Origin of the sequence: Raoultibacter massiliensis, assembly GCF_900199545.1 — a bacterium.
In the GTDB taxonomy this organism is placed as follows: Bacteria; Actinomycetota; Coriobacteriia; order Coriobacteriales; family Eggerthellaceae; genus Raoultibacter; species Raoultibacter massiliensis.
The window spans coordinates 1,769,673-1,787,977 of sequence record NZ_LT962671.1 but is presented as its reverse complement, the minus strand read 5'-3'; the positions used below and the strand labels follow the sequence as shown (position 1 = coordinate 1,787,977).

Sequence of the window (18,305 nt, the reverse complement as noted above, 5' to 3'; positions counted from 1 at the left end):
GTTTCGAACGCTCGCAACCCCGAATGCTCGCAACCCCGAACTCTTGCGATCCCCGAGCGCTCGCGACTCCGAACGTTCGAGGTCGCGAATGCGTTGCGTAAGAGCTTCCTTTGTGAAAATCACGTCAAAAATGGCGGTCAAGGCATGCTTCTGTCGGTAAAACGCGCCATTTTCGGTGTGATCGGACCCATTCGGGCCGCCGCAGGTCTCCTTGATTTTTGCGACCTGCGCAAACGTTGGGAATTTTTCAATCCTAACATGAAGAAGATGACAGAAGCATGCCTTGACCGCCATTTCGGCGCCGTTTTTCCGAGGTTGTATCGAATTGCGGGCTTTCGGTCCTCGGAGCTTATCGGTGCGGGTATAATGCTCGCATGAAGATTGCAGAAACATTCACCCAGGGCTCCCAGCCCATATCGTTCGAGATATTTCCGCCCAAGGGGGATCTCTCCCTCGAGGTCGCGCATTCGGTCGCCCGAGAGCTGGCGGATCTCGAACCCGATTTTATCAGCGTCACCTATTCGGCGGGCGGCAGCGGCAATTCGGGCGCTACGGCGGATGTCGCCCATATGATTCAATCGGAATTCGGCATTCCGGTCATGGCGCACCTCACGTGCATCGGTTTAACCGAGGATGCATTGGCCGATCGCGTGGCCGATCTTAAGGCGAAGGGCATCGAAAACGTGCTCGCCCTGCGAGGGGATCGGGTTGCGGGTTGCGAAACAACCGACTATGCGTATGCGAAGGATATCATCGGGAGGCTGTCCGACGAAGGGTTCTGCGTCGGTGCGGCCGCGTATCCCGAAGGCCATATCGAATGCGACCTGCTTGAGAAGAGCGTCGAGCATCTCAAGCAGAAACAGGATGCGGGCGCCTCCTTTTTCGTGTCGCAGCTGTTTTTCGACAACCGGTATTTCTACCGTTTCCTTGAAGCGTGCCTCGATGCGGGGGTGTCGGTGCCCATAGCGGCGGGCATTATGCCGTTTCTCGGGAAAGCCCAGATTCAGCGCATGGTGTTCATGTGCGGCGCTTCGCTGCCATCGCCCATCATCAAGCTTTTAGCCAAGTACGAAGACGATTCGGAGAGCCTGCGCAAGGCGGGCATCGAATACGCTTGCGCTCAGCTGACCGATCTGCAGGCCCATGGGATCGATGGCCTGCACGTCTACACGATGAACCAGCCCGATATCGCCTGTGCGACCGTCGAGGCGCTGCGTGCCCAAAGGGGCGCCGCGTTTCGCAAGCCCTGCTGGCGGTAGGTGGCAGCTATGGGTTACGGGGTCGACAGGAACGAAGTCCTGCGCTACCTCGGTTACGCGGGGCAGGCGATGGAACCTGGGCTTCTCGGGCGCATCGATGCCATCATCGATCGCTGCGAGCAGGATCTTTCCCCGAAAAGCATCGTGGGGTATTTCGGCATCGCCGTGCATGGGGCCGATGCGGTGGATCCGAGCGGCGGGGTCGGTTGCGCGGGCGGCGCTGAGGAGCCGTGCGGCGAAACCCAATGCGCGGACGGCTTGGCCTACGTCGACGTTGCGGGCGCCTCTCTGCGCCTTCCCGGTTTCGATATCGTGCGCCATCTGCGGGGTGCGCGGGAATGCGCGCTTTTCGCCTGCACGCTGGGTGCGCGAAGCGAACAGGAGCTTGCGCGGCTCAACATCGCCAACCCGCTCGATGCGCTCGTCTACGATGCGGCGTGCTCTGCTTTGATCGAGCGGGTTGCCGACGCGACGGAAGCGCGCATCGTAGCCGAGGCGGCTGAGCGCGGACTCCATGCGAATTGGCGGTACGGTCCCGGCTACGGCGACCTGCCCCTGTCGGTGCAGCCGCAGTTCCTTTCGGTGCTCAAGGCGTTCGAAACCATCGGATTGTCGGTAACCGATACCGATCTGCTTCTGCCTACGAAAAGCATCACCGCGATCGTGGGGCTGTTCGATGCGCCGCCCGCCGCGGAAAAGCCGCGGGTATGCGAGTCATGCAATATGAAGGATTTCTGCACCTTGCGTGCAAAGGGAAGGGTTTGCCATGGATAAGAGATCGGCGAAGAGCCTCCGCTGCACCCGACGGGGAGGCGATGCGGCTTTTTGCGAAGGCGCGTCCTACGATAGGTTTTCGGGCCTTGCGATCAAAGACGAGCATCTTGCGGCCGTTCTTCGAGGCGAGGAATACCTCGTGCAGGACGGTGCAATGGGAACCATTCTGCAGGCGAGGGGCCTTGTAAAACCCGGCCAGGAACCCGATCTTCTCACCGTTTCGAACCCCGAGGCGATCACGGCCATTCATGCCGATTACGTGGCCGCCGGAGCGCAGATGCTCACGACCAATACGTTTTGCGCAAACCGGAGAAAGCTCGCAGGCGAAGCGAGCGTTCAGGAGGTTTTCTCGGCGGCGATCTCGTGCGCGCGCGATGCGGGAGGCCGCTACGTGGCTGCGAACATCGGCCCGATCGGGGCTCTGCTCGAGCCGCTGGGAACCATGACGTTCGACGAGGCGTACGATCTGTTCGCCGAGCAGGTGGTTGCGGCGCGAGAGGCGGGAGCCGATCTGCTCGCCATCGAAACGTTCACCGATTTGCTCGAAGCGAAAGCCGCCGTGCTCGCTGCGAAGGAGAACTGCGATCTGCCGATTTTCATCTCCATGACGTTCGGCGAGGATGGCAGAACCTTCCTTGGCACGAGTCCCGAGGTGGCGGCGCTCACGCTTTCGGCACTCGGAGCCCATGCGGTTGGAGTCAACTGCTCGCTCGGACCCGCGGAGCTGGCACCCATCGTCGAGACGATGGTCAAATACGCGCGCTGCCCCGTGGTCGTGCGGCCCAATGCGGGCCTTCCGCGCATCGAGGGGGATGCGACGGTGTTCGATGTCGAACCCGATGAGTACGGCCGAGCCATGGAGCGCATATTCGCAGCGGGGGCAACCATCGTAGGCGGATGCTGCGGAACGACGCCCGCCTACATCGAGAAGATCGCCGCTCTGGCGGACGGCCGCACGCCCAGCCTGCGCGAGCCTGCTTCCGTCTGCGCCGTAGCCGGGCCACGGGAGGCGGTGATCCTGGAAGGCTCCGAGGCCGCCACGGCGGTGATCGGCGAGCGCATCAACCCCACGGGCAAGCCGCGGCTCAAAGAGGCGCTGCGCGAGGGCAATCTCGATTACGCGATCGGCGAGGCGATCGCTCAGCAGGAAGCAGGCGCGCAGATCCTCGACGTGAACGTAGGGTTGCCCGAAATCGACGAGCCGGCCGTGCTGCTCGAGCTGGTCAAGAAGCTCCAGGTTGCCACTGCGCTGCCGCTCCAAATCGATTCGAGCGATCCGGAGGCCGTCGAGGAGGCGGTGCGCCGCTATGCGGGCAAGCCCATCATCAACTCGGTGAACGCCAAGCGCGAAAGCCTTGAGACCGTGCTCCCGATAGCGAAGCACTACGGGTGCGCCGTCGTCGCCCTCACGCTCGATGAAAACGGCATCCCGCCAACCGCAGAAGAGCGGTTCGCGCTCGCGCAGCGCATCGTTGAATCCGCCGCTTCGTATGGCATCCCGCGTGACGATATCGTGATCGACTGCCTGGTCATGGCGGTGTCGACCAACCAAAAGGAAGCGCGCGAGATACTCAGGGCCGTAACGCTTGTGAAGGAGCGCCTCGGCGTTCGCACGACGCTCGGCGTTTCCAACGTGAGCTTCGGGCTTCCCCAGCGCGAGCTGGTGAACGCGACGTTTTTAGCGGCCGCGTTCGGCGCGGGCCTCGACATGCCCATCCTGAATCCTCTTTCGGAGCGCTACATGGATGTCGTGAAGAGCTTCCGCGTGCTCGACGCCGAAGACGGGCAGGCGGCGAACTTCATCGAGGAGTACGCAGCCAAACCCGATCCGTACAAGGGAGGCTTTCGGGCTGCGCAGGCATCTGACGGCACGCAGGCCGTTTCTGCGCCAGCGCCGGCGGGGGAGGCTCGAAGCGACGATCCCGTCGAAGCGGCTCGCCACTTCATCATGACGGGGCGCAAGGAGCAGATGCCAGAGGCGACGCTCAGGCTGCTAGCCGAACACGAGCCGCTGTCGGTCATCAACGACGTGTTCATTCCCATTCTCGATCTTGTGGGTGCGAAGTTCGAGCGGGGCGAGTTCTTCTTGCCCCAGATGATGGCTTCGGCCGAGGCGGTGAAAGCGGGTTTCGACGTCATTCGGGCAAACGCCGAGCCTGGCACGCTCGAGAGCGATAAGCGCATCATCCTCGCTACGGTGAAAGGCGATATTCACGATATCGGGAAGAACATCGTCAAGATGCTGCTGGAAAACTACGGGTATCGCGTGATCGATCTCGGCCGCGATGTTTCTCCCGAGGCCGTGCTTGCGGCGGTGAGGGAACACGACGTGAAGCTGGTCGGTCTTTCTGCGTTGATGACCACGACGGTTAAAGCGATGGAGGAAACGATACGCCTGCTGCGCGAAGAAGTGCCGGACTGTACGGTTTTCGTGGGGGGAGCGGTGTTGAATCCGGAATACGCCGAAATAATCGGTGCCGACTATTACGGCAAAGATGCGGCCGAGGCCGCGCGCATCGCCGGCGAGTTCTTCAGCGGGCGGGTTTAAGACGGGCGAGGGCTTCGGTCGCTTGCTGCGCGTGCGCGGTCGACAGAGCGGGACTTGCAGCTCAATCTGCGATTCTGAGTTCCGCACGTGGCTTTAAGTTGCTATGATGGGTGCATGGTATTTCCCGAAGAGAAGGGGGCCCGTATGGGAACGAAAGCAACGGAAGAGCTTGACGTGTCCTTCGATGAGCTGCCGATGTATCTGCGCGCTCATCATTCCGCTTACATGGAGGTCAACGGCGCTTTGTACTACCTGACCGACGTGAACGACATGTATTGGCGGGCGCAGGACACGGCGAAGCTCAACGAAAAAGGCCACTACACCGATGCGAGCGAGCTGGTTCCCACTATGGCGGAATTCATGGCCCTGCCCTTCGTCGACGGCAAGACGATCGAAGAGGTGTTCGGCGAAGCGGTTTTCTACGCTTCGGAAAAAAGCGAATAGCCGATACGTTGGCGGCTGGAATCCCAGCCGCCAACGCGTTTCATGGCGAACCGCCCGTCGAGAGGCGTCGCCTTTTAGCGCTTGAGGGCCTTGATGGCGACGAGGTTCATGAAGGCGCCCGCACCGGCTTCCATGGCTGCTCTGTCGGCGCGCGCGTACTCGTTGTCGCAGGCGAGCCAATCGGTCCACGCTTGATCGAAGCACGCCATTTCCCCGATCGAAACGATATCGATCGAATCGGATGGTCCGAGCAGGTTTTCCCACCATGAGCAGGAGTGCATGGTGGAAAGATCTTCGGGGGTCCAGGATAGGAGCATCTCTTCGGGGATGAGAACGGTGTTCGGTCCCATGATGTTTGATGAAACGAACTCATCCGACAGTTCGATGTGCATGGTTTCCTCCTTTTCGGTGGTGCCGCATTGTCCCATATCGGTTGCGAGCATGCAAGCAGAGTCGCTCGAAGGGCGGAAACGGCTCTGCGCGGTCGTCGCGCCTAGGCGCGACGACGAGGTTGCCGTATACTCGGTGCGAAACGCGAAGCGATAGGAGAGAGCATGATCGTCGAGTACAAGGGCATGGAGCCCGATACGGCGCAGGCGGCATTCGTTGCGGATACGGCCACGGTGAGCGGAGACGTGGTTTTGGGAGAAGAGAGCTCGGTCTGGTTCGGCGCGGTTATCCGGGGCGAGGTCGATTCGATTCGCATCGGGAGCAAGAGCAACATACAGGATAACGCAACGCTGCATTCCGACCATGGATGCCCTGTGATCATCGGGGAGCGCGTTTCGGTGGGGCACAACGCCGTCGTGCACGGCGCAGTGGTCGAGGACGGCTGCCTTATCGGCATGCATGCCACGGTGCTGAACGGCGCCCGTATAGGGGCGGGTTCGCTCGTTGCGGCGGGGGCGCTCGTTAAGGAAGGCGAGCTGATACCCGAACGCTCGCTTGTGGTGGGCGTTCCAGGAAAGGTCGTCCGCACGCTCGACGACGAGACGGTTGCCCATACTGCGAAAAACGCCCAGGTGTACGTTGACGATGCGAAGGAGTACGCGAAGCGCTGCGACGTGCGATAGAGCGAATGCACATCGTGCGCCGCCTGCGTTGGGCGATCCCTTATCGCCTGCGATTGCGCTTCCTCGGCGGCTCTGGGTAACGAAAGCGGCCCCGCTGCTGTTGCGGCGGGGCCGCTTTCTCTTGTTGCCGATTATCCGGCGCTGCGGTTTCGCTTAAGGTTAGTCAACGGCTACGAGCACGTCGGTTGCCTTCACGATGGCCACGGCGGCGGCACCCTCGACGAGGCCGAGATCTTCGATGGCCTCGTTGGTGACGGACGCGGTGATCTTTGCGCCATCGGCGATCTCGATGGCAACATGGCCGTTCACGGCGCCCTTTTCAACCTTGGCAACGGTGCCGGGGAATTGGTTGCGCGCGGAGATGGTGTCGATGCGCTCGCTGCCTGCGGCGATAAGGACGTTGGAGGCCTTGATGATGGCGATGGCTTTCTTGCCTTCGATGAGACCGAGGTCCTTGATGGCTTCCATGGTGATATCGCTCTTGATGGTATGATCGCCAACCTTGATGGTGACGACGCCGTTCACGGCGCCTTCCTTGACGGCGGCTACGGTACCTGCGAGTTGGTTGCGCGCGGAAATCTTCATTGCGTGCTCCTTTTCTTCGTCCGCTGCGGTTTGCAGCGGCTCTTTCCTGGTGACATCTGCCACTCTACGTTTTTTCGGCAAGGCTTCAACCCCTGTCGCAAAATCGTTGGGAATCCGCTTCGTCTCGTTACGTTTCGCGCAGAATCATACTATACTAAAACGAGAATAGAAAGGAAGGCTATGGAGTTCAAGCAGAAAGCTTTGGCCGCAGAAGACGTTGCGCACATGCTCGATGTCAGCAAGAACACCGTTTACAGCCTTGCGAAAACAGGGAAGCTCTCGTCGTATAAAATCGGGAGGAAACTGCGCTTCACGCTTGATGATGTGCAGGCGTATATCGCCGGATCGAAGCAGGGATCGGCTATCTTCCGTACGGGCTCCGCTGCCTCCGATAGCGGAAGCCTCGCTACGTGGGTTCCTCCGGTTTCGGGCATCGGGAAGCGTATCCCCCGCACGGCAGCCGACGCCTTTTTGCTCGGCGGCGCCGATGCCATGGTCGATGGACTGGCGACGTGTTTGGCAGAATCGGGCGCGTATGTGCTGCGAAGCTACCAGAACAGCTACCAAGCCCTCGTCGATCTGTATTTCGGGTATCTCGATGCGGCGGCGGTGAGCCTGTGGGATAGTTCGAGCGAAACCTGCAACCTTCCCTATATCAAGCGCCTGTTGCCCGGCATGCCCGTGAAGGTGTTCCAGATGGCCTGCTACACCCAGGGTTTGCTCGTGCAGCGCGGCAATCCGCTCGGGTTGCGCTCGTGGGCCGATCTTATCCATTCGGGTGCGGTGCTTGCGAATCGCGAAAGGGGAGCGGCGGCGCGCGTGCTGCTCGACGAGCGCTTGCGCATCATGGAAGCCGATCCGAAAACGATACCCGGCTACGAGCGCGAGGTGTCGTCGGCCCTCGTGCAGGGTTCCCTGATCGCGCGCAAGGACGCCGATGTGGGCGTGGGTACCGAAAAAGTGTATCATCAAGTGCGCGGACTCGATTACCTCCCGCTGCAGGCGGAGCAGCTCGTGTTGGTGGTTGCCAAGAAACCTTCGACCGAGCGCATTGCGAAGACGGTGCAGCGCTGCCTGAAAAGCGATGCTTACAAACAAGGTCTTGCAAGCATGGTGGGATACGATTTCCGCTTGCTGGGTGAATGCATATACGAGACGTAGCGGGATGCCCGCTTCGACGGGCGAGCTCCGAGGGATCGGATGCGGCAAAGCGGCTGCGTATCGTTTCGCGTACCGCCATTTCCTCGAACCGGAAAGCGCTCGGGCGTTTACAATGCAACGTATCGTCGGTAAACCAGCGTGCGAGAGGTGTCCTATGCGTGAAAAAACCAGATGCTCTTGGGCAGGGGGCAGCCCCCTGTACATCGATTATCACGACAACGAGTGGGGGCGGCCTCTGCATTGCGATGACAAGCTGTTCGAAATGTTGATACTCGAAGGAATGCAGGCGGGTCTGAGCTGGATCACGATACTCAAGAAGCGGGAGGCGTTTCGAGAGGCGTTCGATGAGTTCGACCCGAACAAGGTGGCACGCTACGACGAGGCGAAGATACAGGAGCTGTTGGAAAACAAGGGGATCGTCAGGAATCGACTCAAGGTGCATGCTGCCGTTGCGAATGCCAAGGCGTTTCTGGAAGTGCAGGAAAAGCACGGAAGCTTCGATGCGTTCATATGGTCTTACGTGAACCATGCCCCCATCATGAATCACTGGAAGACGATGGACGAGGTGCCGGCGTCTACACCGCTTTCCGATCAGATAAGCAAGGATCTGAAGAAGTTGGGATTCAGGTTCGTCGGTTCGACGATCATCTATGCTTACATGCAGGCGATAGGCATGGTGAACGACCATGTTGCCGATTGCTTTCTATGCCAGGGAGCAGACGCATAGTTTCGTCGCTTCGGCTCTGTACTGGCAGCAGCCCAGGGCGTTCGGCAAGGCGTACTAAAAAGAAAAAACCACTGACGAACAGTGGTTTTGAATGTATGGTGGAGCCTAGGGGGATCGAACCCCTGACCTCATGGCTGCCAGCCATGCGCTCTCCCAGCTGAGCTAAGGCCCCGTAAAAAGTGCGAGATTTAGTATACCTGACTTAAACACACGGTCAAGCCCCAATTTTTACGAAAACGATCCAACGCCCTCCGAGGGGATCGAAGCTTGAGGATCGATCCCGTCCGTCTCGTCCGACCAAGGGCGACGGATTCGCCTGGCGATCCGAATCTGCCGAATCCGCCTTTGCTCCTGCAACTGCATCCTGCACTCGCCAATCCTCAAGCGAAATCCAAAAAGCCAGATCATCTCTCCGAAAAGAAGCTGATGGACGGTTGGCGGACATCAGCGGCAGAGCGTTCGTCGGACTCGTCTCGGACAAGTGCAGTATAATGAATTACGTTATATATCTTCGGCAGCGATACGGCGAAGCCGCGCACGCGAGAATCGGGCAGCTTGAATTGGATGGTAGGCGATGACAAAAGAAAAGAAGGTTCCCGTTGGCGCCGATGGGAAACCGATGACGTCGTGGCAGGTGTGGTTGCGCCGCCTTTGCATCGTCTTGCTCGTCTGGGCGGCGCTCGAGGTCTTGCTCGGCGCCCTGCTTGTGATTTTCTCGGGTTTCGTCCCCGCTGACCTTCTCAAAGGAATCGAAGGCCTCGGAGCCGACATCGATGCGCAGTTCTTCGCCAAGTTCCTCGGCGTTTCGGCTATGGTGGGAGCGGTTATCAACGTCGTCGTCGCATTGCTCGGCATCCGCGGTGCGAAGAATCCCGCAAAGATCGCCCTGTTCTTCTGGATTGCGCTCGTTGACGCCGTTGTGACCGCCTGGGCGCTTGCGGGCAGTTTGTCGCAGGGCGCCCTTGATCCGAGCAGCCTGATAAGCGGCCTCTTCATCATATCCCTTGCCGTATGCGCGTGGCAGGTGCGCAAGCAGACGGGGTACTTCGACGTGCATCCCTGAGAGTTGCGTTTTTGTTCGGAGCGGGCTCATTGTAGGGATCTGCTTTCGCGCGGTCGAGAGAAAGCAAAGGGCGGCCGACGCCGGCGGGGCTGTCGAACATGCAGTTTCTAGCTTGTTCGGTTTTGCTTCCTGATGCTGTATTCGGCTAAGAAGGCTTGCCGAAAGAGGAACGAGTCGAAATCGAGGCGGTACTTCTTCTGCAGGGATTCGATGCGGTACAGAAAAGAGTTTCTGTGCATGAACAGGGTTCTTGCCGCAATGCTGACCTTTCTTTCGCAGTACAGATAGGTGATGAGGACATCCATATTGTTGGTATTGTTGACGCTGTCGTCTCGTTCGATTCTCTCGATCAGGCTGTGCGCCTGCAAATACGAATAGAGTTCCTTGTTGCTGCGTCCTACAAGAAGAAAGTCGTAGAGGCACTCTCGAAATACCGTGATAGGAGGAAAGGGCTTTTTCTCGAGGGAGGGGGGCAGTGCGCTTCGGTGGGAGAGGGCGTATAGAGCCTGCAGATACGCGAAGCGTATCTCGAATGCCGACTCGACTGGATCAGATAGGCCGCAGAGGCCTCCGTGGGCATTGAGAAACGCGGCAACGCAGGAGAGAAAAAGGGTTTCCTCTCTCTGGTCGTCTACCGGATCGTTTTGCCTATCTTCTTGCGTGTGCTCATGCAGCAAGATGAATTTGTTTCCGATGCTTGCCATTTTGTCTCTTGGAAACTCCATAGCCAGCTGGGTTTGATAGTAATGACGCTCGCTCGGCAATAGCTCTTCTGGAAACGCCGAAGGAGAGAAGGCCAAAACCGAAAAGCGGGCTTCTTTGGGTATCCCTGCCAAAACCAGCTCTTCCTCGATGACCGTTTGCTTATCGAGCTTTCCCGTGCAGAGTCCCGTGAGTGTTTTCGCGAATGCCGGCCCCTGCTTTTTTCGTTTGATCCAGTCTTTCCTCACCAGAATCTCAACGTGATTAACGAACACCTTGAATGTGTCGACGAGGCCTTTGGTTCTAGGCCTCTTGTTGAACCTCATTACAATGTGGATGAAATAGGCGCCGTTCAGACGGAATATGTAGGATGCGCTCTCGGTGTCCGTCGTTAAAGGGTTCTCGTGAATTTTTAGGCCATTTTCCTTCTCCCATGTTTTGAAGAGGTTGTTGCGCCTGAAGATTTCGATGGTTTCCAGATCATGGTATCCGTTGCGGATAAGGCGTTGCGAAACGCCGTCGCTCGGCTCGATCGTCTTAGTGAAAGCGAGAAGCTGAAAAGAATAGTCCGTTATCGAAACGAAGTTCGAGAGCATCGATTCGCTGCAGTCCAAAAGCCGCTGATAGCTTTCATGGTGGATCAGTTCGGTTTTCATGCGATCTTGCCATAGCTGGATTCGGTTATGGGCTTGCTGGATTTTTAAAAGCGCACTGGGAAAGGGGTCGCTTGCGATCAGGACATAGCAGCGAGACATCAGCTCCCGATGGTTGTCCGAGAAGGGTTCGGCTTCGTTTTGGAGAATGCATGCGTACGCATCGGCGTTGGCTTCGAGGAAAGACAGCGATTCGCTCGGTCCGCCGACGAACAAGGTTGTTCCCGATCCGGATTCAGCCGTTTCATCGAATTCGGTGAAACGGGTGGGCTGGGGAGACTTCGTCGCTCTCGCTTTCGGTTCGTCTGCTGGTTCGAGCATATGTTCTTCTTCGCGGCTCGGGGGGCATATGAGCAGAAGGTCGAAGAAAAGATGACGGTCTGGCTCTGATGCGATTCTGAATTCCGACATGCCGTCGATGAGCATATTGAGAGAGAACACCGCTTGTCTCCATGCAAAATAGCCAATAATTAACTATATTTTAGGTTTTTTTAACGTAAGAAACAAGAATTGTGCTGACTAGAATTCTCGTCATCGGAGAAAACGGCAGTCGGTATGGAGGTTTGCAGTGGATTACGCCGAGCGCCTCAAACGCAATCTCGCTCTCTCAGATGAAACGATGGTTCGCATGGCTCGCGCCTCTCAAGCCGAGGATTTCTTTGCGCTCCTGAAGGAGTACATACGCTTGCGCTTCGTTATCGATGACGGCGATTTCTGGTCGGATGACATCCGCGAGCTTGCTTCGTTTAGCCTTGAGCATCAAAGGGCTGCCATCGGCGGCGGAGAGCCAGACGGGCTTCGGGATACCTCTTTGAATTGCGCTGGCGCATCGTCTGCGGAAACAAAGCAGATCCTTCTCCTCATGAAACTTAAAAAAGATTTGACCATTGATCTTTCTCCAGAATACATCGGAACTGCAAAGAGCGTTTCGGACATCGCCCAGCGTGCGTTTTCCCAGATCGAGGCACGACGTGCTGCTGGGCAGATATAAAAGCAAGGATACGAAAGGAGACGGAAAGATGAGCATCGACAATGCACAGGACGTGAAGCTCAATATCAAGCCACTCACGATCGGGCTCGTTCACGAATACGTGTTCGAGGGTCCCTGTCGTTTTGGCAGGGGGGAGGAACTGACTGCTGAGTTCGACGAGGCGCGCACCGCTCAAATAGCAGGAGATTGGAACGAGCAGCTTGTCAATAATCTCGGCAAGTTCGGATTCGTAAACGTTATGGATCCTTACGTCAGCAAGCGGGACGAGACGTTTCCCCTTACCGACGAGATACTCGACGAGGCTTGCGCTGACGCGGAGGAGGTTGATCTCTACGCGGTAACCTACTACCCCTTCGGGATCGATTTGGCTCTGCAGGTTGCCAAGCGTACTAAGAAGCCGATTGCCTGCCTGCTCACTGGCTCTGCGACGGGCACTGCTACCATTGCGACGTTGAGCGCCCATGGTTGCGAATGCTACGGTTGGACCAACTGGCAAGAAGCCGAAACGGATGTCAGGGCTCTTCTTGCGCGCAAGGTTATGGGCAGTCTTCGCGTTCTTGCTCTCGTTCGCAATAATTCTACCACTTCCATCAGCGCACCCGACTCCTTTATCGACCATGGGGTTGTCGCCGATAAGATGGGCATCCGCTTCACCTACATGAATCTTCACGAATTCGTGGATCAGACGCACGAGTGCGATCCGTCCGAAAACCCTTCGCTTCCGGGTCGCGTCGAAAACAACATTACGGCAGAGGAAGCAGCAGAGATAGAGCGCATGACCGACGAACTGGTTGCTTGCGCTTGCGAAGTGGATATGCCTAAGGAAAACGTCGCCAAATCCATGAAAGCTCATGTCCTTACGAAAAAGCTGCTTGCAAAGACCGGGTGCAACGGTTTCACGGCTCCGTGCCCCGACATGTGCGCAACCCGTCGTCTGAACGAAGAGCAGTTCACGATGTGTCTGAACCACTCGCTGAACAACGAAGAGGGTATCTGCTCTGCGTGCGAGTATGATGTGACCGCTCTGGTTTCCATGCAGCTTCTTAGCGCAATTTCGCGTACCGCCCCGTACATGGGCAATACGATGATCGTGAAATACGATGTCGATTCTACCGTGTCTGCCCCAAAGTCTTTGTCCAAGCACGAGGAGGCTTTCGCCGCATTCAAAGAGTCCATCGAGGGCCGCAGCGGCATTGTCTGCACCTACCATTCCACGCCTAATCGGAAACTCAAGGGCTTCGATGCCGATGCGAGCGATTATGCCATCCGCCCCTTTGCGATGGATGGTCGCTGGGGAGCTACCATCCGGTACGATTTTGCAAAGGACGCGGGGCAGGTGGTCACCGTTGCGCGGTTCGACCCGACGTGCTCGAAGCTGTTCGTGGCGCGTGGAAGCATCGTTTCCGGGGCTGGTTACTATGACGAGAACTGCTCTGAAGGCGTGTACTACGCCGTGAACGACATAGATGCTTTCAACGAGGGAAGCAAGGCCACCGGCAACCATATGGCCTTGGTGTATGGAGATGTGTTCGATGCGACCGTTCGCTATGGGCAGATTGCCGGGTTTGATGTGATCGCCTGTGCGTAACTGGGATTGCCGGTGGATAAGATGGAAGTCGATCAGCGCATACGCATAGCGCAAAACAAGATAGTCGCTCGTTTCACCGAGATGGACGATCCGCTGTTCACCTATGAGTTGCTGCTTGATTCTGCTCGCAGATTTCGTCCATTGGACGAAGATGACAGGCGTGACGAATACAAAGTGCGGGGATGCCAGAGCCAAGCGTGGTTAAAGCTGTCCTGCGAAGGCGGTGCGTTTCATATGGAGGCAGACAGCGATACCCTTGTCGTGAAGGGAATTATCGCTCTTTTGGCAGAGGCTTTCGAAGGTCGGCAATGCTCGGATGTCGCCCTGGCTCCCGTATCGTTTCTGCAGGAGGCGAGAGTGATGGACACTTTCGACGCTTCTCGGCGCAGCGGCATCGAAAAGATTGTCGAGCGGATTCAGGCTTTCGCGCGTGCCTGCTGACGGATCGAAAAGCGGTGGGCGTTGGCATCGTGGTTCTTGTTTCGAAGCTCGGCACCATGACGCCGAGCGGGGTGCTATCGCCATTAAGTACGGCGGCTTTACTCCTGTCGCCGTGTCTTCCGGCGTTTCGGCGAAGCCCAAATGGTTTTGTCGAAACGCCGGAAAGTCGCATATGCCGTTATTCGTTTGGGCTCTCCGCTGGTTCTCTTTCGGCTGTCTTCACGCTGCCCTTTTTAACGCCTGTTGCCATTTCGGCCAGTATCTCGCCCACGATTTTTCCGTGCGTGATCGCCATGCCATGGCTGATGCCCGGGGCGGCGAGGGGGTAGTCGACGAGGAATCTGCCGCCTTGGCAGTTTCCGACGGCGTACAGGCCCTCGATGAGCGTATCGTCTTCGGCGTTGATCACCTGGAAATTCGTATTGGTAACAAGGCCTCCCATGCAAACGAGCAGCACAGTATCGGTCATCGGGTAAGCGTAAAAGGGCGGCTCGACGATGGGGAACATGCGATCGGAGCGCTTGTTGAAATCTTCGTCGACGCCCGCTTCGGCGAGTTCGTTATACCGATCGATCGTGTTCTTCAGCGCATCTGCATCGACGCCCATGCGTATGGCAAGTTCTTCGAGGGTGTTGGCGAACACGCCTTCGCCGTCTTCCGAGAAGTACGAATCGAAGCCGGGGGTGTTGCCGTCTTCGCTGGCTTCGTCGGAGATGTAGGCGTTCTTGCCGTACGAGCCGTTCGGTACGTCGTCGGCGTTCTCCACGTACCAGTTCACGTTGCCGTGCCCGACGTCCATGGAGCCGATCTGCTCGGGCCATTTCGAATCGAATACCTGCCAGGCTTTCTTCTGGGGCAGGCGCGATATCTGGTTTTGCAGCCACTGGCCGCCCACGTCTTCGTTCATGAAGCGGTCGCCGTAGACGTCGACGAGCAAAAAACCGTCGACTCCGAGAGGGCCTCCGAGGTGGTGGGTCATGGGCGCGTGGGGTCCAGCCTCCATTTTCGCACCGATCCACATGCCCATACGCTGGCCGTCGCCCGTATTGGTCTTGTTCCCCTTCGCGTCCACATTGGGAAATATGCTGTTGAATCGCGTTGCCCAACGCACATAGTACTGCATCATCTCGGTATTCGACGAGTAATCGCCCGTTGCGAGCAGAACGGCTTTCGATGCGTTTACCTTGCGGTAGCCGTCGTCGATGCCCATGATGATCACAGCTTCGACGCGGCCTTTGCCGTCGTCGCCGCGAACGAGCTGGCGCGCCCATGTCGAGAATCTGAATTCGACGCCCAGATCGAGACAGGCCTGGTATGTTTCCTTCAGGTACGGATGCAGCTCCGGCAGCAGTACCTGGCAGGTGTCGAAGACGGGGTAGTAGTCGTTTTCGGGATGGGCGGCTTCGGGGTGGGGCCAGTGGAGTTTTCTTACCGACATGCTCTCCCCGTCATAGGGATCGCTTTCGGCTTCGATGACGTAGTCGCCGGCGCATGGTTCGAGGAACCAATCGAGCGCTTCGCCGGAATGGTTGGCCCAAAGGCTGAGGATTCGCTGGTTGGGGCGGTAGCCGCACTCCTTCATGAGCTGCGACACAACCTGTTTACCGTCGATGTCGATCTCAAGGGCTTCCTGAACCTGGCCGCCTATGGTGCCGACCTGGTTCGAGCGGCATTGGTAGGAGTCGGCCTTTTCGATCACGATGACCTTTTCGGCGCCGTTTTCCGCCGCGGCGCGTGCTGCGCAGAGGCCCGAAAGCCCCGCGCCGATGATGACGAAATCCGCTTCGATGGTTTCCTTGAGGGAACTCTCCGCTATGGGGTCGGGAATCTGAAGGAATTCGGGCGTCGAGGTGTCGTTGGCGGCGATGCCCGAGGCTCCCGTTGAGCCGCTGTTGGACTCGTCGATGGCTGTGGTCGAGACCGATGCCGAAGGGGTGCATCCCGCAAGGCTCGCGCCGGCGGTCACGGCCGCAGCGGCGCCAAGCCCCAGAAAGGCGCGGCGGCTGAGATCTCTTTTCGGACGAAGCTCGTCGAGCGTTCCGGTTTCGTGGTCCATGGGTCCGGCTCCTCGTATGCGAAAAACGCTTCAGGGGATTTCCCGAGCGATGCGAATCGGTTCGTTTTATAGTAACCGAAAGGGGATAATTCAAGCAAAGAAACCAAAAAAGCCCATGCGGTCAGCGTAGAGAACCGCATGGGCTACACCGTTGGTTGTACGTAGCCGCAACGTGCAGATGAATCGTGCGGATGGCCCGGCTATTCGGCCTTCCACTCCGCCTTTTCGATCTGGGCGACGATCGGATCGAGCGCATCGGCGACATCGTACTCTTCGACTTTGCCGGCATCGCACAGGCGAGCGAAATCGGGATCGATGGGGAGGGTGGCGTATGCCGGGATCTCGTAGCGCTCTGCCACCTCTTTGCCTTGAGGCTCACCGAAGATATGGTGCTTCTTGCCGCAGTCCGGGCACGTGAAATAAGCCATGTTCTCAACGAGGCCGAGGATCGGCACATCCATATCCTGAGCCAGGTGAACAGCCTTGCCGACGATCATCGCAACGAGCTCCTGGGGAGCCGAAACGGTGACGATGCCGTCGACGGGAAGCGATTGGAACACCGTGAGAAGGACGTCGGAGGTTCCGGGAGGCATGTCGACGAACAGGTAGTCGATCTCGCCCCAGTTCACCTCGTTGAAGAACTGGCGAACCGCGTTGGAGACGACCGGGCCGCGCCATGCGACGGGCAGGTCGTCTTGGGGAAGCATGAGGTTCGTCGAGATGACCTTGATGCCGCTTTGCGTCTGCGCCGGCAGGATGCCGTTCGCGTCGGCTGAAAGCGGGTTGGTGATGCCGAAGGTCTTGGGGATGGAGGGACCCGTCACGTCGGCGTCGAGGATGCCGACCTTGAATCCCTTCTTCTGCATGCTGCTGGCGAGCAGGCTCGTGACGAGCGATTTGCCAACGCCGCCCTTGCCCGAGACGACGCCGATCACGTGCTTGATCGTCGATTGGTCGTTCGGTTTGAGCGTGTGGTCGACCGGTTGGCTGCGGTCCCCGCAGTCGGATACCCCGCAGCCGGAGCATTCATGCGTGCATTCTTCTGCCATGACTCCTTCTTTCTTTTGCCCGTTGACGGGCCGTTCTCATCCAAGCCCTGCGTCTCTCGTCTTGCTGCAGCGGCGCCAAGGCTTTATCTCGTGATAGGCGGTATGGTATCACAAAGTGCGAAGATCGAACCGCTCCCGGCCATCTATTGCGGCGATGGCAGCATCCCAGATGCGGTAGGCTTGCTCGCAGAACATCTTCGCGTCGGCGATGCGGGGCGCGTTGATGCGCGCAGCGGGTGCTCCGGGAAAGGCCGGCTCGAGAAATCCCGCCGAGATGAGCCGGGGGTCCAATACGACGTCGAACGGGTTGTCTTCGAAAAGGGAGGGCATGAGGATGTACGCCGGCACAAGCACGTCCCAGCAGCAGAATTCGTCGAGGCCGTACCAGCGCTCCATCGTATCGAACCACGATGCGCAGAGGTTTCTGACCGTGCCGCCCCCCTTGGCTCCCGAATCGATGCGGTCGAGGAATTCCTCCCGCTTGAACGAGGCGGGCAAGCAGTTGTTCGCGGTTGCGACGACAACGGTCGCGCCGCGCGCGGCTGCCTCGAAGATCATCTCGGTTGCCTGCGGGTCGCACGACAGGTTCAGCTCGTCCATGATGGTGCCGTTGAACGCGAGCGTGCGGGTTATGCCGCCCATGAGTACGATTTCGCGGAAGAGCGAAAGCACGTCGGGGTCGAGGGCGAGGGCGCCTTTGAGGTTGGTGGTCGAGCCCGTGACGGCCAAGGAGAGCTCGCCGGGGCTTGCGTGCGCCGCGTCGACGATGAACTGCGCGGCTTCGGATTGGGGATGGTCTTTGTCGACGGCGCCCTTGAGGACGGGTGCATCGAGTCCGAACGTGTTCGCTATCGCGAGGGTGTTCGCGTATACCGCTTCGAGCGTGTTGTTGCCGTAGCTGGCGCAGATGCCTTCGATCGAAGCGGTTGCCCCCGCTTCGATGCAGCCCATGGCGAACAGGATGGCCAATCCGTCGTCGACATCGCAGTCGGGAAGGCCCATCGTCGTATCGGAATCGAAGATGATGCGTTTTGCATCGTTGCGCAGCTGATCCATGGAACCCCCGTTTGCAGAAAAAATCTTGTAATAAACAATTAATAGATATAGTCTTATAATAGATTAAACCAACTGTTTTGGGAAGACGGTGGCATTGGTTGCATCGAGGGCGAGCGTTTTGCCGCTCGGCGGACC

17 protein-coding genes and 1 tRNA gene are annotated in these 18,305 nt (G+C 58.3%); 11 read left to right on the top strand and 7 right to left on the bottom strand.

The features are described from left to right. Positions 1-374: 374 nt before the first annotated feature. The 4 genes from C1719_RS11950 to C1719_RS11935 all read left to right on the top strand — a co-directional run bounded on the left by C1719_RS11950 (position 375) and on the right by C1719_RS11935 (position 5,025). A complete protein-coding gene (locus C1719_RS11950; protein WP_102375320.1) occupies positions 375-1,259 on the top strand; it encodes a methylenetetrahydrofolate reductase in 885 nt (294 codons plus the stop codon). A 9-nt stretch (positions 1,260-1,268) separates the two neighbouring features. Continuing rightward, a complete protein-coding gene (locus C1719_RS11945; RefSeq protein ID WP_102375319.1) occupies positions 1,269-2,033 on the top strand; it encodes a vitamin B12 dependent methionine synthase in 765 nt (254 codons plus the stop codon). Continuing rightward, positions 2,026-4,581 (top strand): homocysteine S-methyltransferase family protein, encoded by a 2,556-nt coding sequence (locus C1719_RS11940; RefSeq protein WP_102375318.1) that lies wholly within the window; start codon positions 2,026-2,028, stop codon positions 4,579-4,581. The genes C1719_RS11945 and C1719_RS11940 overlap by 8 nt, the downstream gene beginning before the upstream one ends. Positions 4,582-4,725: 144 nt before the next feature. Beyond that, positions 4,726-5,025: a CDP-alcohol phosphatidyltransferase gene (locus C1719_RS11935; protein WP_102375317.1), complete on the top strand. Its 300-nt coding sequence runs from the start codon at positions 4,726-4,728 to the stop codon at positions 5,023-5,025. Positions 5,026-5,099: 74 nt separating this feature from the next. On the opposite strand, the gene C1719_RS11930 is transcribed toward C1719_RS11935, so the two are convergent. Beyond that, positions 5,100-5,417 (bottom strand): hypothetical protein, encoded by a 318-nt coding sequence (locus tag C1719_RS11930; protein WP_102375316.1) that lies wholly within the window; start codon positions 5,415-5,417, stop codon positions 5,100-5,102. Between the two features lie 162 nt (positions 5,418-5,579). Between C1719_RS11930 and C1719_RS11925 the strand changes: the two genes are divergently transcribed. Continuing rightward, positions 5,580-6,098, top strand: a complete 519-nt coding sequence (locus C1719_RS11925) for a gamma carbonic anhydrase family protein (protein WP_102375315.1) — start codon at positions 5,580-5,582, stop codon at positions 6,096-6,098. Between the two features lie 159 nt (positions 6,099-6,257). On the opposite strand, the gene C1719_RS11920 is transcribed toward C1719_RS11925, so the two are convergent. Beyond that, the gene (locus C1719_RS11920) at positions 6,258-6,683 is read right to left on the bottom strand and encodes a TOBE domain-containing protein (RefSeq protein ID WP_102376054.1); all 426 of its coding nucleotides are present in this window, start codon (positions 6,681-6,683) and stop codon (positions 6,258-6,260) included. 180 nt (positions 6,684-6,863) lie between these two features. Between C1719_RS11920 and C1719_RS11915 the strand changes: the two genes are divergently transcribed. Next, the gene (locus tag C1719_RS11915; RefSeq protein WP_102375314.1) at positions 6,864-7,844 is read left to right on the top strand and encodes a substrate-binding domain-containing protein; all 981 of its coding nucleotides are present in this window, start codon (positions 6,864-6,866) and stop codon (positions 7,842-7,844) included. Between the two features lie 154 nt (positions 7,845-7,998). Further along, entirely contained in the window at positions 7,999-8,571 is a 573-nt protein-coding gene (locus C1719_RS11910) for a DNA-3-methyladenine glycosylase I (RefSeq protein ID WP_102376053.1), read from the top strand. 96 nt (positions 8,572-8,667) lie between these two features. On the opposite strand, the gene C1719_RS11905 is transcribed toward C1719_RS11910, so the two are convergent. Continuing rightward, a tRNA-Ala gene (locus tag C1719_RS11905) sits at positions 8,668-8,743 on the bottom strand. 402 nt (positions 8,744-9,145) lie between these two features. On the opposite strand from C1719_RS11905, the gene C1719_RS11900 reads away from it, so the two are divergent. Further along, positions 9,146-9,634, top strand: coding sequence for a hypothetical protein (locus tag C1719_RS11900; protein WP_102375313.1), 489 nt, complete (start codon positions 9,146-9,148; stop codon positions 9,632-9,634). 107 nt (positions 9,635-9,741) lie between these two features. Here C1719_RS11900 and C1719_RS11895 read toward each other — a convergent pair whose 3' ends face one another. After that, entirely contained in the window at positions 9,742-11,310 is a 1,569-nt protein-coding gene (locus C1719_RS11895; RefSeq protein ID WP_180963583.1) for a helix-turn-helix domain-containing protein, read from the bottom strand. Between the two features lie 247 nt (positions 11,311-11,557). Between C1719_RS11895 and C1719_RS11890 the strand changes: the two genes are divergently transcribed. The 3 genes from C1719_RS11890 to C1719_RS11880 are packed head-to-tail and all read left to right on the top strand — an operon-like array spanning position 11,558 to position 14,009. Then, positions 11,558-11,980, top strand: coding sequence for a hypothetical protein (locus C1719_RS11890; protein ID WP_102375311.1), 423 nt, complete (start codon positions 11,558-11,560; stop codon positions 11,978-11,980). Positions 11,981-12,008: 28 nt separating this feature from the next. Further along, positions 12,009-13,568 carry a hypothetical protein gene (locus C1719_RS11885; RefSeq protein ID WP_102375310.1) on the top strand — a complete coding sequence of 520 codons (1,560 nt, stop codon included), beginning with the start codon at positions 12,009-12,011 and terminating at the stop codon, positions 13,566-13,568. A gap of 21 nt (positions 13,569-13,589) precedes the next feature. Continuing rightward, positions 13,590-14,009: a SufE family protein gene (locus C1719_RS11880; protein ID WP_102375309.1), complete on the top strand. Its 420-nt coding sequence runs from the start codon at positions 13,590-13,592 to the stop codon at positions 14,007-14,009. A 178-nt stretch (positions 14,010-14,187) separates the two neighbouring features. Here the strand turns inward: C1719_RS11880 and C1719_RS11875 are convergent, their stop codons facing one another. From C1719_RS11875 to C1719_RS11865, 3 genes are all read right to left on the bottom strand, one after another. Then, positions 14,188-16,065, bottom strand: a complete 1,878-nt coding sequence (locus C1719_RS11875; RefSeq protein WP_102375308.1) for an FAD-dependent oxidoreductase — start codon at positions 16,063-16,065, stop codon at positions 14,188-14,190. 200 nt (positions 16,066-16,265) lie between these two features. After that, entirely contained in the window at positions 16,266-17,114 is an 849-nt protein-coding gene (locus C1719_RS11870) for an Mrp/NBP35 family ATP-binding protein (protein WP_102375307.1), read from the bottom strand. Between the two features lie 108 nt (positions 17,115-17,222). Beyond that, positions 17,223-18,170 (bottom strand): nucleoside hydrolase, encoded by a 948-nt coding sequence (locus C1719_RS11865; protein WP_102375306.1) that lies wholly within the window; start codon positions 18,168-18,170, stop codon positions 17,223-17,225. Between the last annotated feature and the right edge of the window lie 135 nt (positions 18,171-18,305).

Coding starts and splice junctions, on each gene's coding strand:
- C1719_RS11945 (WP_102375319.1), top strand. CDS start 1,269: ATGGGTTACGGGGTCGACAGGAACGAAGTCCTGCGCTACCTCGGTTAC.
- C1719_RS11870 (WP_102375307.1), bottom strand. CDS start 17,114: ATGGCAGAAGAATGCACGCATGAATGCTCCGGCTGCGGGGTATCCGAC.
- C1719_RS11930 (WP_102375316.1), bottom strand. CDS start 5,417: ATGCACATCGAACTGTCGGATGAGTTCGTTTCATCAAACATCATGGGA.
- C1719_RS11875 (WP_102375308.1), bottom strand. CDS start 16,065: ATGGACCACGAAACCGGAACGCTCGACGAGCTTCGTCCGAAAAGAGAT.
- C1719_RS11900 (WP_102375313.1), top strand. CDS start 9,146: ATGACAAAAGAAAAGAAGGTTCCCGTTGGCGCCGATGGGAAACCGATG.
- C1719_RS11935 (WP_102375317.1), top strand. CDS start 4,726: ATGGGAACGAAAGCAACGGAAGAGCTTGACGTGTCCTTCGATGAGCTG.
- C1719_RS11940 (WP_102375318.1), top strand. CDS start 2,026: ATGGATAAGAGATCGGCGAAGAGCCTCCGCTGCACCCGACGGGGAGGC.
- C1719_RS11910 (WP_102376053.1), top strand. CDS start 7,999: ATGCGTGAAAAAACCAGATGCTCTTGGGCAGGGGGCAGCCCCCTGTAC.
- C1719_RS11925 (WP_102375315.1), top strand. CDS start 5,580: ATGATCGTCGAGTACAAGGGCATGGAGCCCGATACGGCGCAGGCGGCA.
- C1719_RS11880 (WP_102375309.1), top strand. CDS start 13,590: ATGGAAGTCGATCAGCGCATACGCATAGCGCAAAACAAGATAGTCGCT.
- C1719_RS11920 (WP_102376054.1), bottom strand. CDS start 6,683: ATGAAGATTTCCGCGCGCAACCAACTCGCAGGTACCGTAGCCGCCGTC.
- C1719_RS11950 (WP_102375320.1), top strand. CDS start 375: ATGAAGATTGCAGAAACATTCACCCAGGGCTCCCAGCCCATATCGTTC.
- C1719_RS11915 (WP_102375314.1), top strand. CDS start 6,864: ATGGAGTTCAAGCAGAAAGCTTTGGCCGCAGAAGACGTTGCGCACATG.
- C1719_RS11865 (WP_102375306.1), bottom strand. CDS start 18,170: ATGGATCAGCTGCGCAACGATGCAAAACGCATCATCTTCGATTCCGAT.
- C1719_RS11885 (WP_102375310.1), top strand. CDS start 12,009: ATGAGCATCGACAATGCACAGGACGTGAAGCTCAATATCAAGCCACTC.
- C1719_RS11895 (WP_180963583.1), bottom strand. CDS start 11,310: ATGCTCGAACCAGCAGACGAACCGAAAGCGAGAGCGACGAAGTCTCCC.